This window comes from Micromonospora haikouensis, assembly GCF_000876225.1.
Classification (GTDB): Bacteria; Actinomycetota; Actinomycetes; order Mycobacteriales; family Micromonosporaceae; genus Micromonospora; species Micromonospora haikouensis.
On sequence record NZ_JXSX01000001.1, the window covers coordinates 2,028,519 to 2,044,130 of the forward strand.

General features: G+C 74.3%; 11 protein-coding genes. 8 read left to right on the forward strand and 3 right to left on the reverse strand.

Annotated features, from left to right (window positions below; genetic code table 11):
• Window positions 1-172 precede the first annotated feature (172 nt).
• Both smc and TK50_RS09005 read left to right on the forward strand, forming a co-directional pair.
• Complete coding sequence (gene smc / locus TK50_RS09000; protein WP_229404040.1) at window positions 173-3,841, forward strand: chromosome segregation protein SMC; 3,669 nt, start codon at window positions 173-175, stop codon at window positions 3,839-3,841.
• The gene (locus TK50_RS09005; protein WP_043962320.1) at window positions 3,841-4,461 is read left to right on the forward strand and encodes an HAD family hydrolase; all 621 of its coding nucleotides are present in this window, start codon (window positions 3,841-3,843) and stop codon (window positions 4,459-4,461) included. The genes smc and TK50_RS09005 overlap by 1 nt, the downstream gene beginning before the upstream one ends.
• Before the next feature lie 42 nt (window positions 4,462-4,503).
• Here TK50_RS09005 and TK50_RS09010 read toward each other — a convergent pair whose 3' ends face one another.
• From TK50_RS09010 to TK50_RS09020, 3 genes are all read right to left on the reverse strand, one after another.
• The gene (locus TK50_RS09010) at window positions 4,504-5,025 is read right to left on the reverse strand and encodes a DinB family protein (protein WP_043962321.1); all 522 of its coding nucleotides are present in this window, start codon (window positions 5,023-5,025) and stop codon (window positions 4,504-4,506) included.
• A gap of 123 nt (window positions 5,026-5,148) precedes the next feature.
• Window positions 5,149-5,589 carry a MarR family winged helix-turn-helix transcriptional regulator gene (locus tag TK50_RS09015; RefSeq protein WP_052503669.1) on the reverse strand — a complete coding sequence of 147 codons (441 nt, stop codon included), beginning with the start codon at window positions 5,587-5,589 and terminating at the stop codon, window positions 5,149-5,151.
• 26 nt (window positions 5,590-5,615) lie between these two features.
• Entirely contained in the window at window positions 5,616-7,334 is a 1,719-nt protein-coding gene (locus tag TK50_RS09020; protein ID WP_043962322.1) for an alkaline phosphatase D family protein, read from the reverse strand.
• A 149-nt stretch (window positions 7,335-7,483) separates the two neighbouring features.
• On the opposite strand from TK50_RS09020, the gene ftsY reads away from it, so the two are divergent.
• The 6 genes from ftsY to ffh all read left to right on the forward strand — a co-directional run bounded on the left by ftsY (window position 7,484) and on the right by ffh (window position 15,572).
• Window positions 7,484-8,671, forward strand: coding sequence for a signal recognition particle-docking protein FtsY (gene ftsY, locus TK50_RS09025; RefSeq protein WP_043962323.1), 1,188 nt, complete (start codon window positions 7,484-7,486; stop codon window positions 8,669-8,671).
• Between the two features lie 7 nt (window positions 8,672-8,678).
• A complete protein-coding gene (locus TK50_RS09030) occupies window positions 8,679-9,542 on the forward strand; it encodes a phosphotransferase (RefSeq protein WP_178063784.1) in 864 nt (287 codons plus the stop codon).
• A 182-nt stretch (window positions 9,543-9,724) separates the two neighbouring features.
• Complete coding sequence (locus TK50_RS09035; protein WP_043962325.1) at window positions 9,725-11,134, forward strand: ammonium transporter; 1,410 nt, start codon at window positions 9,725-9,727, stop codon at window positions 11,132-11,134.
• A gap of 25 nt (window positions 11,135-11,159) precedes the next feature.
• The gene (locus TK50_RS09040; RefSeq protein ID WP_176734061.1) at window positions 11,160-11,498 is read left to right on the forward strand and encodes a P-II family nitrogen regulator; all 339 of its coding nucleotides are present in this window, start codon (window positions 11,160-11,162) and stop codon (window positions 11,496-11,498) included.
• A gap of 14 nt (window positions 11,499-11,512) precedes the next feature.
• A complete protein-coding gene (locus tag TK50_RS09045) occupies window positions 11,513-13,834 on the forward strand; it encodes a [protein-PII] uridylyltransferase (protein WP_043962326.1) in 2,322 nt (773 codons plus the stop codon).
• A gap of 181 nt (window positions 13,835-14,015) precedes the next feature.
• Complete coding sequence (ffh, locus tag TK50_RS09050) at window positions 14,016-15,572, forward strand: signal recognition particle protein (protein ID WP_043962327.1); 1,557 nt, start codon at window positions 14,016-14,018, stop codon at window positions 15,570-15,572.
• Window positions 15,573-15,612 lie beyond the last annotated feature (40 nt).

Here is a 15,612-nt window from a genome sequence, read left to right on the forward strand (position 1 = left end):
TGAGCCGTCCGATCCGTGCCGGGAAACCCGGTACACGGCCTGCCGGCCGGCCGTCGACGCCGGCCCGGGGCGGGTCGCGTGCCCGAGTGCCGGCGAGACCGGGTTAGTCTGCGGGTTCACCAGGTCCGCGCAGCCCACGACGCTCGGCGGCCACCGGACGAGGATCGAGAAGGTGTATCTCAAGAGCCTGACGGTGAAGGGGTTCAAGTCCTTCGCCTCCGCGACGACGCTGAAGCTGGAGCCGGGGATCACCTGCGTGGTCGGCCCGAACGGCTCCGGCAAGTCCAACGTCGTCGACGCCATCGCCTGGGTGCTCGGCGAGCAGGGCGCCAAGGCGCTGCGCGGCGGCAAGATGGAGGACGTCATCTTCGCCGGCACCGCCGGGCGGGCCCCGCTGGGCCGGGCCGAGGTCACCCTCACCATCGACAACACCGACGGCGCGCTGCCCATCGAGTACACCGAGGTCTCCATCACCCGCCGGATGTTCCGCTCCGGCGAGAGCGAGTACGAGATCAACGGCGACTCCTGCCGCCTGCTCGACATCCAGGAGCTGCTGTCGGACTCCGGCATCGGCCGGGAGATGCACATCATCGTCGGCCAGGGCCGCCTCGACGGGATGCTGCACGCCAAGCCGGAGGACCGGCGGGCGTTCATCGAGGAGGCGGCCGGCGTCCTCAAGCACCGCAAGCGCAAGGAGAAGGCGCTGCGGAAGCTCGACGCGATGCAGACCAATCTCAACCGCCTGACCGACCTCACCGCCGAGCTGCGCCGCCAGCTCAAGCCGCTGGGCCGGCAGGCCGAGGTGGCCCGCCGGGCCGCCGCGATCCAGGCCAACCTGCGCGACGCCCGGCTGCGGCTGCTCGCCGACGACCTGCACACCCTGCGCGCCACCCTGGACCGGGAGATCGCCGACGAGAGCGCCGCGCGGGAGCGACGCCAGGAGGTCGAGGCGGAGCACACCGAGGTGCAGGGCCGGCTCGGCGAGCTGGAGGCCGCCCTCGCCGAGGACGCGCCGCTGCTCGCCGCCGCCCAGGACACCTGGTACAAGCTCTCCGCGCTCTCCGAGCGGTTCCGCTCCGTCGAGCAGCTCGCCCGCGAGCGGCTGCGCCACCTCACCGCCACGCCCGACGACGAGCGCCCCGGCCGCGACCCCGACCAGCTGGAGGCCGAGGCGGAGCGGGTCCGCGAGCAGGAGGAGGAGCTGCGCGGCGCGCTCACCGACGACCAGATCCGCCTCGCCGAGGCCGTCGAGCAGCGGCAGGAGCTGGAACGGCAGCTCGCCGCCGCCGAACGGGAGCTGGTCGCCGCCGCGAAGGCGATCGCCGACCGGCGCGAGGGGCTGGCCCGGCTCACCGGCCAGGTCAACTCCGCCCGCGCCCGCACCACCAGCGCGGGGGAGGAGATCGAGCGGCTCGCCGCCGCGCACGCCGACGCCCTCGCCCGCGCCGAGCAGGCGCAGGCCGACCTGGACGCCGTCGCCGAGCAGTCCACCGAGGCCGACCGGGACAACGCCGACCTCGACGACCGGCACGCCGAAGCCGTCGCCGCCCAGGAGCGGGCGCAGGCCGCCGCCCGGTCGCTCGCCGACGCGGAACGGGCCGCCGAGAAGGAAGCCGCCACGCAGAAGGCCCGCGAGGAGGCGCTCGCCATCGGCCTGCGCCGCAAGGACGGCGCGGGGGCGCTGCTGGCCCGCGCCGGCGAGGTGCCCGGCCTGCTCGGCAGCCTCGCCGGGCTGCTCACCGTCGCCCCCGGCCACTCCGCCGCGCTCGCCGCCGCGCTGGGCGGGCTCGCCGACGCGGTCGCGGTCACCGGCGTCGACGAGGCCGTCGAGGCGATGCGGCTGCTCAAGATCTCCGACGCCGGGCGGGCCGGCCTGCTCGTCGGCAGCCCCGCCGGGCCGGGCATGACCGGCGGCGCCGACGCCCTGCGCCCGAAGCTGCCCGCGCACGCCCGCTGGGCCCCCGACCTGGTCGAGTGCTCCGCCGAGCTGCGCCCCGCCGTGCACCGGGCGCTGCGCGACGTGGCCGTCGTCGACGACCTCGCCGCCGCCGCCGAACTGGTCGCCGACAACCCGGAGCTGCGCGCGGTCACCCCCGACGGCGACGTCGTCGGGGCGTACGCGGCGGCCGGCGGGTCGGCGAAGGCGCCCAGCTTCATCGAGGTGCAGGCCGCCGTCGAGGAGGCCCGGGGCAACCGGCTCGCCGCCGAGCGCACCGCCGCCGAGCTGCGCGAGCAACTCGTCGAGGCGCGCGCCGAGGTCGCCGCCGCCAAGGAGGCCGTGCAGCACGCCGCCGCCGCGAAGCGGGAGGCCGAGAGCCACCGCAACGCCGCCGCCCGCCGCCTGGCGGAGCTGGGCGCCGCCGCCCGGTCGGCAAAGGCGGAGACCGACCGGCTCGGCGAGTCCCGCGCCCGCGCCGAGGCGGCCCGGGAACGGGACCTCGTCGCCCTGGCCGAGCTGGAGGAGCGGCTGCGGCTGGCCGAGGCCACCCCGATCGACGCCGAGCCGTCCACGGACGAACGCGACCAGCTCGCCGCGATGGTGCCGCAGGCCCGGCAGAACGAGATGGAGGTCCGGCTCGCCGTGCGTACCGCCGAGGAGCGCGTCTCCTCGATCGCCGGCCGGGCCGACTCGCTGCGCCGGCAGGCCGCCGCCGAGCGGGCCGCGCGGGAACGCGCGGCGGCCCGGCGCGCGGCGCGCGCCCGGGGCGCGAACATCGCCCGCGCGGTGGCCGGCGGCGCCCGCGAGGCGCTGGCCCGGCTCGCCGTGTCGATCGCGCGGGCCGAGGAGCACCGCGACGCCGTGGCGCGCGAGCGGGCCGCCCGCGAGGCCGAGCTGTCCGAGGTACGCGGCGCGGCGAAGCGCCTCGGCGCGGAGCTGGAGCGGCTGACCAGCCAGGTGCACCGGGACGAGGTGGCCCGCGCCGAGCAGCGGCTGCGCATCGAGCAGCTGGAGGCCAAGGCCGCCGAGGACTTCGGCCTCGACGTGGAGACGCTGCTCGCCGAGTACGGCCCGACGCAGCCCGTACCCCCGACCCAGGCCGACGTGGCGGCGGCCGAACGGGACGGGCTGCCCGTGCCCGAGCCGGTCCGCTACGAGCGGCCGGTGCAGGAGAAGCGGGCCGCGAAGGCGGAACGCGAGCTGGCCCTGCTCGGCAAGGTCAACCCCCTGGCGCTAGAGGAGTTCGCCGCGCTGGAGGAGCGCTACAAGTTCCTTTCCGAGCAGTTGGAGGACCTCAAGGCCACCCGCCGGGACCTGCTGACCGTGGTCAAGGACGTCGACGAGCGCATCCTGGAGGTCTTCGCCAGCGCGTTCGCCGACACCGCGCGGGAGTTCGAGCAGGTCTTCACGGTGCTCTTCCCCGGCGGCGAGGGGCGGCTGATCCTCACCGACCCCGAGGACCTGCTCACCACCGGCGTGGAGGTGGAGGCCCGGCCGCCCGGCAAGAAGATCAAGCGGCTGTCGCTGCTCTCCGGCGGCGAGCGGTCGCTGACCGCCGTGGCGATGCTGGTGGCGATCTTCCGGGCCCGGCCCAGCCCGTTCTACATCATGGACGAGGTCGAGGCGGCCCTCGACGACGTCAACCTGGGCAGGTTGATCACGCTGCTGGCACAGTTGCGGGAGAAGAGTCAGCTGATCGTCATCACGCACCAGAAGCGGACGATGGAGATCGCCGACGCCCTCTACGGGGTGACCATGCGCAGCGGGGTCACCCAGGTGATCAGCCAGCGGCTCAACCGGGCCGAGGGTGAGCAGGGGCCGCCCGCCCGCGCCGCCGTCGACGGCGGCGTCGGCCGGGACGGCGACGACGAGCGGCACGGCCGCGGCGAGGAGAAACAGTAGTGGCTCGGGAACGCGCGACGGCGCTCCTGGTGGATCTCGACGGGGTGCTGCGGCGCTGGGACCCGGCGGTCGCCGCCGGCGTGGAACGGGACTACGGCCTCGCCGAGGGGGTGCTCACCGAGATCGCCATGCACTGGGGACGCCTCCAGCCGGTGCTCACCGGCCAGGTCAGCCACGCCGACTGGGTCGCCAGCGTCGCCGACGCGCTGGCCGACTCGGCCGGTGGCGAGCAGCGCGCCCGCGCCGCCGTGGAGCAGTGGCAGCGCTACCGGGGCGAGGTCGACCCCGACGTGCTGGCGTTCGTGCGCGAGGTGCGGGCGGCCGGCGTACGGGTCGGGCTCGGCACCAACGGCACCGACCTGCTCGACACCGATCTCGCCGCGCTGGGCCTGACCGACGAGCTGGATGTGGTGGTCAACTCCTCCGTCGTCGGGGTGCACAAGCCGGCGAAGGAATACTTCCAGGCCGCCTGCGCGGCGCTGGACACCCCGCCGGCCCGGGTGCTGTTCGTCGACGACGAGGACTGGGCGATCCGGGGCGCGCGGGCGGCCGGGCTGTCGGCGTACCGGTGGGACGGGCCGTCGGGGCTGCGCTACCTGCGGGCGGCCCTGGCGTACTGAGCGGTCGTCCCGGGGCCGGCCGGCCCGCCGGCCCCGGGACCGTCACTCGCCGGTGACGCCGTCGATGCGCTCCCGGATCAGGTCGGCGTGGCCGTTGTGCCGGGCGTACTCCTCGATCATGTGCAGGTAGACCCAGCGCAGGCTGAACGTGCGCTGCTTGGGGCCGACCTCGGTGAACGTCTCGTCGAGGGAGCGGCCCGCCGCGGCGGCGCGGGCGAGGCCGACCTCCCGGTGGTAGACGGCGAGGTCGGCCTCGGCGTCGGCGGTGCTGACGTCGTGGTCGGCGTCGGGGTTCTCCGGCGTGAAGTACGGGTAGTCGACGCGCTGCCCGGCGAAGCACTCCCGGAACCACCACGCCTCCACCTCGGCCAGGTGCCGCACCAGGCCGAGCAGGCTCAGCCCGGACGGCTCGACGCTGGGCGTGCGCAACTGCTCGGCGGTCAGCCCGGCGCACTTGAGCAGCAGGGTCTGCCGGTGGTAGTCCAGCCAGCCGTCGAGCATGGTGCGCTCGTCGCCGACGAACGGGGCGTCGCTGCGGGTGATCTGCGGTGCTCTCCAGGTCATCCGCCCATCCTGGCGGGTGCCCCCGACAGTGGGCCACCGCATTGCGCGCCCGCCGCCTGCCGCGGGTGTCAGGAAGGGGCCCTTCCTATACAGAAAGCGTTGACAGGGGCCCTTCCTTGCCCCTCAGTCGAGGGCGTCGTTGAAGCGGCGCAGCAGGCGGCCGAAGTCCTCCACGTCCCGTCTCGACCAGCTCTCCACTATGCGCCGGAACATGGCCAGCCGGGTCGCCCGGGCGGCGTCGAACCGGCGCTGCCCCTCCTCGGTCAGGGTGAGCCGCCACGCCCGGCGGTCCTCCGGCTCGGGCTCCCGGCGCACCAGCCCGAGCGCCTCCAGGCCGTTGATCTGCCGGCTGAGCGTCCCCTTGCTGATCCCGAGCCGGGCCGACAGGTCGGTCAGCCGGGTCGCGTCCGACCGGCGCAGCCACAGCAGCAGCCCGTACGCGTTCTGGTCCAGGTCGGGGTGCACCTCGCGGGCGACCTCGAAGGAGAGCGAGCGGCCCCGGCGCAGCAGCGCGGTCAACTCGTGCTCGACGAACCGCAGGATCTCCGGGGAATGATCGTCCACGCCGCAAGGGTACGGGCGCGCCGGGCTCAGCCCTCGGAGGCGAGCCGCCTTCGGAACACCGTTCGCAGGTGCCCGTCGCCGGTGGTGCCCTCGATGGTCACGTCGGCGGTGCGCCCGGTGTGGGCGAGGGTGGCCACCGCGTTGCCGAAGTACGGGCCGGCCAGCTTGCGCCAGCGCACGCTCGGGCGGCGTACCCCGGCGCAGCGGGCCAGCGCGCGGGTGGCCCCGGCCGGCCCCGGCGACCAGCCCAGCCGCATCAGCGGGCGCATCGCCGCCGGCACCTGGTTGTGGATCGGCGAGCAGGTGAGCTGGTGCACGGGGGTGTGCACCGCCGGGTCGGGGAAACGGGCCCGGGCCACGTACGAGTGGTGCACGTCGCCCGACAGCACGCTGATCGACGCCGGCGGCGGGTACGCCGGCCCCGCGCCGACCCGGTCGCCGGTGTGCCCGGCCGGGCCGCTGCCCAGCCGGGCGAAGAGCGCGCCGAGGGCGTCGAAGGAGCGGCGGAACGCCGCCCAGTGCTCCAGGTCGAGCGCCCGGCGCAGCCGCTCGGCGAACCCGGCCACCCAGCGGTGCCGGGAGTCGGCGAGCTTCTCGTTCCACGCCTCCACGTGGTGGATGCCCGGCGGCAGCAGCCAGGGCAGTGACGCGCCGACGACGAGGTGGTCGTAGACGCCGTGCGCCCGGTCGAGGAACCAGGACCACTCGCCGGGCGGCAGCATCGCCCGGTTGCCCCGCTCCAGCACCCGGCTGCACCGGTTGTCGAGCATCACCAGCCGCGTGCGCCCCAGGTCCAGGGCGTAGCTCCACTGGTACTGCACCGCGCGCCAGCGTTCGGTGTCGTGCGCCTCGTCGGCCTCCCTGTCGACCCGGGCGCCGAACTCGCGCAGCACCTCGGTGGCGTCCGACGCGGCGGCGGTGACCTTCCGGTAGACGGGGTCGGCGGCGATCTCGTCGGGGTCGAGGTTGCCCAGGTGCTGGTAGACCCAGTAGGAGGCCAGGCCGCTGCCGATCCGCTCGGCCCACCAGGGCTGGGCGCGCATGTCGTCGCGCCACGACGCGGAGGTGTTCCAGTCGTCGATCACCTCGTGGTCGTCGAAGATCATCACGCTGGGCACGGTCGAGAACAGCCAGCGGATCTCCGGGTCGCGCCACGACTCCAGGTAGAGCTTGGTGTATTCGTCGAAGCTGACCACCTGCGTCGCCGGGGCGCCCTCCGGCCGCCTGCGCCGCCGCTTGAGCAGCCGCCGCACCGTCGGCGAGGTCTCGTCGGCGTAGACCTGGTCGCCGAGCAGCACCAGCAGGTCGGGCTGGGCATCGGCCCGGCCCGGGTCGGCCATCAACCGCCGGGCGTACGCGTCGAGCGCGTCCGGGGGCAGCTTGCGGGCGGTCGAGTGCTGGGTGGTCTCCCGGCAGGAGCCGAAGACCAGGCGCACCGGCTGGTCCCGGTCGTCGGCGGCGCGGGTGCGGATCACGCTGGGCGGGAAGGCGGACCGGGGCTCCGGCCAGGCGAGCTCGTCGTCGACCAGCACCTCGTACGTCGTGGCGCTGTCCGGGGTGAGCCCCTCGACGACGACGAGCGCGTAGTGGTGGTCGTACGCGGAGAAGGTGGTCGCGGTCCCCTCGGCGCCGTCGGCCGTGCGGACCCGGACCGTCGCGGGCGCGCTGGTCTCCACCCAGACGGTGGCCCGCGTGCCGACGACCCGGCGCAGCAGCGGGCCGATGAGCAGGCGGGGAGCCGGCATGGGGAACCTCCAGGGGACGAGACGATCTCATCATTTCTACCCGGTCGGCCGTCGCGCCACCCCTGGCCGCCGCGAGCGTACCCGCAGCTCGCACCCCCGTCGGTAGCGGTGGCTGGGACGTCGTCGCCGGCATCTGACAGGATTTCGGCATGACGGAATACCTCCTCATCGCGCTCGCCCTGCTCGGCGTGCTGATCCTCGGCGGCCTCGGGCTGGTGGTGCCGCGGCTGCGCCGGCGCCCGCAACCGCCGCTGCCGGAGACGGAGGTGGACACCCGGGCCGGGCAGGACCTCGCCGGGCCGCCCGTCGAGGCGCCGGAGGCGGACCTCGCCACGGGGATCCTGGTCGAGCCCCCGCCCGTGGTGGAGGCGCCGCCCGCCGTCGAGGTGCCCGAGCCGACCGCCGGCCGGCTGGTCCGGCTGCGGTCCCGGCTGTCCCGCTCGCAGAACGCCTTCGGCAAGGGCCTGCTCGGCCTGCTCAGCCGGGACCGGCTCGACGAGGACACCTGGGAGGAGATCGAGGACAGCCTGATCACCGCCGACGTCGGCATCGACTCGACCCGGGAGATCGTCGACCGGCTGCGGGAGCGGACCCGGGTGCTGGGCACCCGCACCGTCGACGAGCTGCGCGCCCTGCTCGCCGCCGAGCTGGTCAACGCCCTCGACCCGGCCCTGGACCGGTCGCTGCGCACCGCGCCGTCCGACGGGGTGCCGGCGGTGGTGCTGGTGGTCGGCGTCAACGGGGCCGGCAAGACCACCACCTGCGGCAAGATCGCCCGGGTGCTGGTCGCCGACGGCCGCAGCGTGCTGCTCGGCGCGGCCGACACGTTCCGCGCCGCCGCCGCCGACCAGCTGGAGACGTGGGGCGGCCGGGTCGGCGCGGAGACCGTCCGCGGCCCGGAGGCCGCCGACCCGGCCAGCGTGGCGTTCGACGCGGTGAAGCGCGGCATCGACACCGGCGTCGACACGGTGCTGATCGACACCGCCGGCCGGTTGCAGAACAAGGTCGGCCTCATGGACGAGTTGGGCAAGGTCAAGCGGGTCGTGGAGAAGCACGGGCCGATCGACGAGACCCTGCTGGTGCTCGACGCCACCACCGGCCAGAACGGCCTGGAGCAGGCCCGGGTCTTCACCGAGGTGGTCAACGTGACCGGTGTGGTGCTGACCAAGCTCGACGGCACCGCCAAGGGCGGCATCGTGATCGCCGTGCAGCGCAAGCTCGGCATCCCCGTCAAGCTGGTCGGGCTCGGCGAGGGCAAGGACGACCTCGCCCCGTTCGACCCGGCGCAGTTCGTCGACGCGCTGCTCGGCACCGAGCCGCTCGCCCGCGACGCGTAACCTCGCAGTGACCAGTGACGATCGCGCCTACGTCGGGTGGCGCGAGGACCGCCACCCCGCGCCGGGCCTCGGGAGACCGTACGTGACTTCGCAGGAGATCCCGCTGCACGGCGGGAACGTCAGCACCGTCGTCCGGGTCGGCGACACCGTCCGGCGCAACGCCGGCCCGTGGACGCCGTCCGTGCACGCCCTGCTGCGCCACCTGGAGTACGTCGGGTTCACCGGCGCGCCCCGGGCGCTCGGCATGGACGAGCGCAACCGGGAGGTCCTGTCGTACCTGGAGGGGGAGTGCGGGGAATACCCGCTGGCCCCGCACTGGGTCACCGACGAGGCGCTGGTGACGGTCGCCACCATGCTGCGGATGTTCCACGACGCCCAGTACGGTTTCGCCCCGCCGCCCGGGGCGGTGTGGCGCTCGTTCGGCCCGCCGCCGCCGGACACCGAGGTGATCTGCCACCACGACGCCGCCCCGCACAACGTGATCTGGCGGCCGGACGGCACCCTCGGGCTGATCGACTTCGACCTCGCCTCGCCGGGCGCGCGGATCTACGACGTGGCGTACGCGGCGTGGACCTGGGTGCCGATCTTCTCCGACCGGGACTCGATCACCCTCGGCTGGCGGCACCCGGACCGGCCGCGCCGGCTGCGGCTGTTCGCCGACGCGTACGGGCTGATCCCGCGCGACCGGCACCGGCTGGTGCGCACGATCCGCAAGCGCGTCGTGGACCACGTGGAGGGGATCCGCCGGATGGCCGCCGCGGGTGAGCCGGCGTTCGTCCGGATCGTGCACAAGGGTCACCTCCGTCGCCCGATGCGCGACCTGCGCCTGTTGGACTACGAACGGCACGCGTTGGAGTACGCGCTGCGGTGAGCCCCGCCCCGTCCGGCGGTGGTGAGGTTTTCTTCACACGTCCGAAACACAGCGTCACGGGCTGGAAATCGCGTGGTGACGCTGAAGGAAACAGGAGGCGACCAAGCTTCCGCGCAACCGGCGTACGGGCGACGCTGCCCCGGAAGCCGCGAAGGAGGGAACTTCACCTTTAGGAGGCCAGCGTGCCTGAAGCACCGACGATCGACGGCGGCAACACCGTTTGGCTGCTGGTTTCGACCGCGCTCGTGCTGCTCATGACGCCCGGACTGGCGCTGTTCTACGGCGGGCTCAACCGGGCCAAGGGCGTGCTCAACATGATGATGATGAGCTTCTCCGCCATTGGGCTCATCTCTGTTCTGTGGTGGTTCTACGGTTTCAGCGTCGCCTTCGGGACCGACGTGAACGGCTTCTGGGGCGACCCGGGGGCGTACCTCGGCACCAAGACCTTCCTGGCCGAGACCGACCTGTGGGGCGCCACGGCGGAGAACCCCAGCGGCATCGGGGTCCCGCTCTACGTGTTCATGGCGTTCCAGATGGTCTTCGCGGTGATCACCGTCGCGCTGATCAGCGGCGCGATCTCCGACCGGGCCAAGTTCGGCGGCTGGCTGCTGTTCGCCTTCGGGTGGGCCACGCTGGTCTACTTCCCGGTCGCCCACTGGGTGTGGGGCGGCGGCATCATCGGCGGTGACATCCACGCGCTGGACTTCGCCGGTGGCACCGCCGTGCACATCAACGCCGGTGCGGCGGCCCTGGCCGTGGCGCTGGTGCTCGGCAAGCGGCTCGGCTGGCCCCGCGAGGGCATGAAGCCGCACAACATCCCGCTGGTCGCGCTCGGCGCGGGCCTGCTCTGGTTCGGCTGGTTCGGGTTCAACGCCGGCTCGGAGCTGACCGTCGACTCGGTCGCCGGCCTCGCCTTCATCAACACCCAGCTCGCCACCGCCGCGGCGGTGCTCGGCTGGCTCGCGGTGGAGTGGATCAAGGACAAGAAGCCGACCATGGTCGGTGCGTCCTCCGGCGCGGTCGCCGGTCTGGTCGCCATCACCCCGGCCTGTGGCTTCATCGCCCCGTGGGCCGCGGTCCTGCTCGGCATCGTCGCCGGTGCGGTCTGCGCGCTCGCCATCGCCCTGAAGTACAAGCTCGGCTACGACGACTCCCTCGACGTGGTCGGCGTGCACTTCGTCGGTGGCTGGATCGGCTCGCTCTGGCTCGGCCTGTTCGCCACCAACTCGGTCAACTCCGCGATCACCGACGTGGTCGGCGCCTCCGACGGCCTGTTCTACGGCGGCGGGGTCACCCAGCTCGGCCGCCAGGCCATCGCCGGCCTGATCGTGACGGTCTGGTCCTTCGGGATCGCCTGGCTGCTCGCCTTCGCGATCGAGAAGACGATCGGCTTCCGCCTCAAGCCCGAGGCCGAGGTCGAGGGCATCGACCTCGCCGAGCACGCCGAGAGCGGTTACGACCTCTCCGTGGCCGGTGGCAGCGGCGGCGGCAGCGCGTTCGCGCTCGCCGGGATCGGGACGCCGGCGGGCGCCGCCGGCACCAAGCCGGCCTCGGACGAGTCCGAGCCGGTCAGCGAGAAGGTCGCCGGTTAACGTTCCTGGGATGGAGGGGTTGGACATGAAGCTGGTGACCGCGGTCATCAAGCCGTACCAGCTGGACGCGGTGAAGGAGGCCCTGCACGCCCTCGGCGTGGCCGGGCTGACCGTCAGCGAGGTCCAGGGCTACGGCCGGCAGAAGGGGCACACCGAGGTCTACCGGGGTGCCGAGTACACGGTCGAGTTCCTGCCGAAGATCCGGGTCGAGGTGCTCACCGACGAGATCGACGTCGAGAAGATCGTCGACGCGATCGTGGGCGCCGCCCGGACCGGCAAGATCGGCGACGGCAAGGTGTGGGTGACCGGCGTCGAGGACGTCGTGCGGGTCCGCACCGGCGAACGCGGCCTGGACGCCCTCTAGGCCGGCACGACCAGATGACCTCGTTGATCAAGGGGAACGCGTCGGGCAACGCCGGCGACGGCGACGGCGACGCGAACCTCTTGATCAACGAGGTCGTCGGCGTACCCGGGGGGATCGGGGAGGCGGCGCGCAGGGCGCGGGCCGCCGCGTTCGAGCGGTGGCTGGTGCCGCTGCTGCCGGACCGGCCCGGCGTCGCGCTGGTCGCCGTGGGCGGGCTCGGGCGGCGGCAGTGCGCCCCGTACGGCGACCTCGACCTGGTGCTCGTGCACGCCGGGGTGCCCGGCATGGACGAGCTGGCCCCCCAGCTGTGGTATCCGATCTGGGACGCCGGCCTGCGGCTCGACCACTCGGTGCGGACCCTGGCCGAGGCCCTGTCCGTGGCCCAGGACGACGTGAAGGTCGCCCTCGGCCTGCTCGACGCCCGGTACGTCGCCGGCGACCGGGAACTCGCCGACACCCTGGCCCGCACCGCCGCCGACCACTGGCGGCGCACCGCCGTCCGGCAGCTCCCCGCCCTGCGGGAGATCACCGAGGCCCGCTGGCAGGCCCACGGCGAGCTGGCCTTCCTGCTCGAAGGCGACCTCAAGGAGGCGGCCGGCGGGCTGCGCGACGTGGGCATCCTGCGCGCCATCGCCACCGCCGGCATCACCGATGCGCTGCGCCCCGCCGTCCGGGCCGCCCACCTGCGCCTGCTCGACACCCGCGACGCCCTGCACGAGCAGGCCGGCCGCCGCGTCGACCGGCTGGTCGCCCAGGAACGCGACGGCGTCGCCGCCCGGCTGGGCCTGCGCCAGCCGGCGGGCGACGCCGCCTCCGGGGCCGTGGCCCCGCACGACGGCGACGTGCTGCTGCGCCGCGTCGCCGGGGACGCCCGCACCGTCAGCCACGCCCTCGACGACGCCTGGCGGGCCGCCGACCGGCTGCGTTCCCGCCGCCGGGGGTCCGACCCCCGCCCGGTGCGCCGCCCGGTCGCCCGGGACGTCGTCGAGCACGACGGCGAACTGGTGCTGGCCCGCACCGCCATCGGCGCGCGCCCCGACCCGAGCCTGTCCCTGCGGATGGCCGCCGCCGCGGCCACCACGCGGCTGCCCATCGCCCGCGCCACCTGCGAGTGGCTGGCCGCCTACTGCCCGCCGCTGCCGTCGCCCTGGCCGCCGGACGCCCGCGCCGCCCTCATCACCCTGCTCGGCGCGGGGCCCGGCCTCGTCCCCGCCTGGGAGACCTGCGACCGGTACGGGCTGATCGACGGCTGGCTGCCCGAGTGGACCCGGCTGCGCAGCCTGCCCCAGCACAACCCCGTGCACCGCTACACCCTCGACCGGCACCTGGTGCAGACCGCGTACGAGGCGAGCCGGCACACCCGCGACGTGGACCGGCCGGACCTGCTGCTGCTCGGCGCGTTCCTGCACGACATCGGCAAGGGGCTGCCCGGGGACCACAGCACCGCCGGCGCGCCGCTGGCCGAGGCCGTGGCGGCCCGGATCGGCCTGCCCGAGCCGGAGGTGGCGCTCATCGGCACGCTGGTCCGGCTGCACCTGCTCCTGCCCGACGTGGCCACCCGCCGCGACCTGTCCGACCCGGTGACCATCGCCCGGGTCGCCGAGGCCGTCGGCGACGGCACCACCCTCGACCTGCTGCACGCCCTGGTCCGCGCCGACGCGACGGCCACCGGCCCGGCCGCCTGGTCGGACTGGAAGGGCCGCCTCGTCGCCGAACTCGTCGCCCGGGTCCGCACCGCGCTGGACACCGGCGTGCTGCCTGCCCCGCCCGCCCCCGACCCGGCGCTGCTCGACGGGCCGCTGCCGGTCGTACACCTGACGGGGGACCGGGTGGCGGTGGCCGCGGCGGACCGGCGCGGCCTGCTCGCGACGGTGGCCGGCTGCCTGGCCCTGCACCGGCTGGAGGTGCTCTCCGCCGACGCCTCCACCGTCGACGGCCGGGCCCTGGTGGAGTGCCGGGTGCAGCCCCGCTACGGCCTGCCGCCCGACCCGATCGCCCTCGGCGGCGACCTGCGCCGGGCGGTCGCCGGGGACGTCTCGGTCACCCAGCGGCTGCGCGGCCGGGCGCTCGCCGCGCGCGGCTCCGGCGCGGCCCCCCGGGTCGTGTGGCACCGGGACGCGGCCACCGACGCGGTGCTGCTGGAGCTGCGCGCCGCCGACGCGGCCGGCCTGCTCTACCGGGTGACCTGCGCCCTCGACGAGGCCGGCGCGCAGGTGCGCGCGGCCCGGATCTCCACCCTCGGTGGGGACGTGGTGGACGCGTTCTACCTGGTGGGCGGCTGGCCGGCGGACGACGAGCGGGCCCGTCTGGAGGCCGCGGTCCTCGCCGCCGTGTGAGGAGGGGCCCCTTGTTGACGCTTTCGGTATTGGAAGGGCCCCTGTTGACCACCGCCGCCGGGAGCACGGGTGCCGGGCGGGCCGGAGCGCGGGTGCGGCCGGCGGGCTACCCTAGCCATGGCCGGACACCTGCGCCCGGTCGCGTTGTGCCCGCCGAAACACTGACAAACGGGATGTTCGCGTGTTTGACACCTTGAGTGACCGCCTCTCCGGGATCTTCACCAAGCTCCGCGGCAAGGGCCGGCTCACGGACGCCGACATCGACGCCACGGCGCGCGAGATCCGCCTGGCGCTGCTGGAGGCCGACGTCGCCCTGCCGGTGGTCAAGGGCTTCATCGCGAACGTCAAGGAGCGGGCGCGCGGCGCGGAGGTCTCCCAGGCGCTCAACCCGGCCCAGCAGATCGTCAAGATCGTCAACGAGGAGCTGATCAACGTCCTCGGCGGCGAGGGGCGGCGGCTCCAGTTCGCCAAGCAGCCGCCGACGGTGATCATGCTCGCCGGCCTCCAGGGCTCCGGCAAGACCACCCTGGCCGGCAAGCTGGCCCGCTGGCTCAAGGCCCAGGGCCACCAGCCGCTGCTGGTCGCCGCCGACCTCCAGCGCCCCAACGCCGTCGGGCAGCTCCAGGTGCTCGGCGGCCGGGCCGGCGTCGAGGTGTACGCCCCGGAGCCCGGCAACGGCACCGGCGACCCCGTGCAGGTGGCCCGCGCCTCGATCGAGCACGCGAAGCGGGCCGCCCGGGACATCGTCATCGTCGACACCGCCGGCCGGCTCGGCATCGACGCCGAGATGATGCGGCAGGCCGCCGACATCCGCGACGCGGTCGACCCCGACGAGGTCATCTTCGTCATCGACGCGATGGTCGGTCAGGACGCCGTCCGCACCGCCGAGGCGTTCCGCGACGGCGTCGGCATCACCGGCGTGGTGCTGTCGAAGCTCGACGGCGACGCCCGGGGCGGCGCCGCGCTGTCGGTGCGCGAGGTGACCGGGCAGCCGATCCTGTTCGCCTCCACCGGCGAGAAGCTGGAGGACTTCGACGTCTTCCACCCCGACCGGATGGCCAGCCGGATCCTCGGCATGGGCGACGTCCTCACTCTGATCGAGCAGGCCGAGGCGGCCTTCGACTCCGATCAGAAGGAGAAGATGACCGCCAAGCTGATGGGCGGCGAGCAGTTCACCCTGGAGGACTTCCTCGACCAGCTCATCGCGGTGCGCCGGATGGGCCCGATCGCCAACGTGCTGGCCATGATGCCCGGCATGGGGCAGATGAAGGACCAGCTCGCCGAGCTGGACGACAAGCACTTCGACCGGGTCACCGCGATCATCCGGTCGATGACCCCGGCCGAGCGGACCAACCCGAAGATCATCAACGGCTCGCGTCGGGCCCGCATCGCCAACGGCTCCGGCGTCACCGTGATGGACGTCAACCAGCTGCTCAACCGCTTCGCCGACGCGCAGAAGATGATGAAGCAGATGGGCGGCATGATGGGCCTGCCCGGCGGCGGCCGGCGCAAGGCGACCAAGTCGCCGAAGAACAAGCGCAAGGGCACCAAGGGCGGCAACCGGCCGCGTACCGGGGCGGGCGCGGGGATGCCGGGCGGGTTCCCGGGCGGCATGCCGCAGCTCCCGCCGGGCCTGGACCCGGGCGACCTGGCCGGCGGCCAGGGCCTGCCCCCGGGCTTCAAGCTCCCGAAGATCGACTTCAACAAGCTCGGCAAGGGCGACAACCGGCCCCGCTGACGCGTGTCGGTGACGGTGGGCGACGGCTTCGACGCTTAGG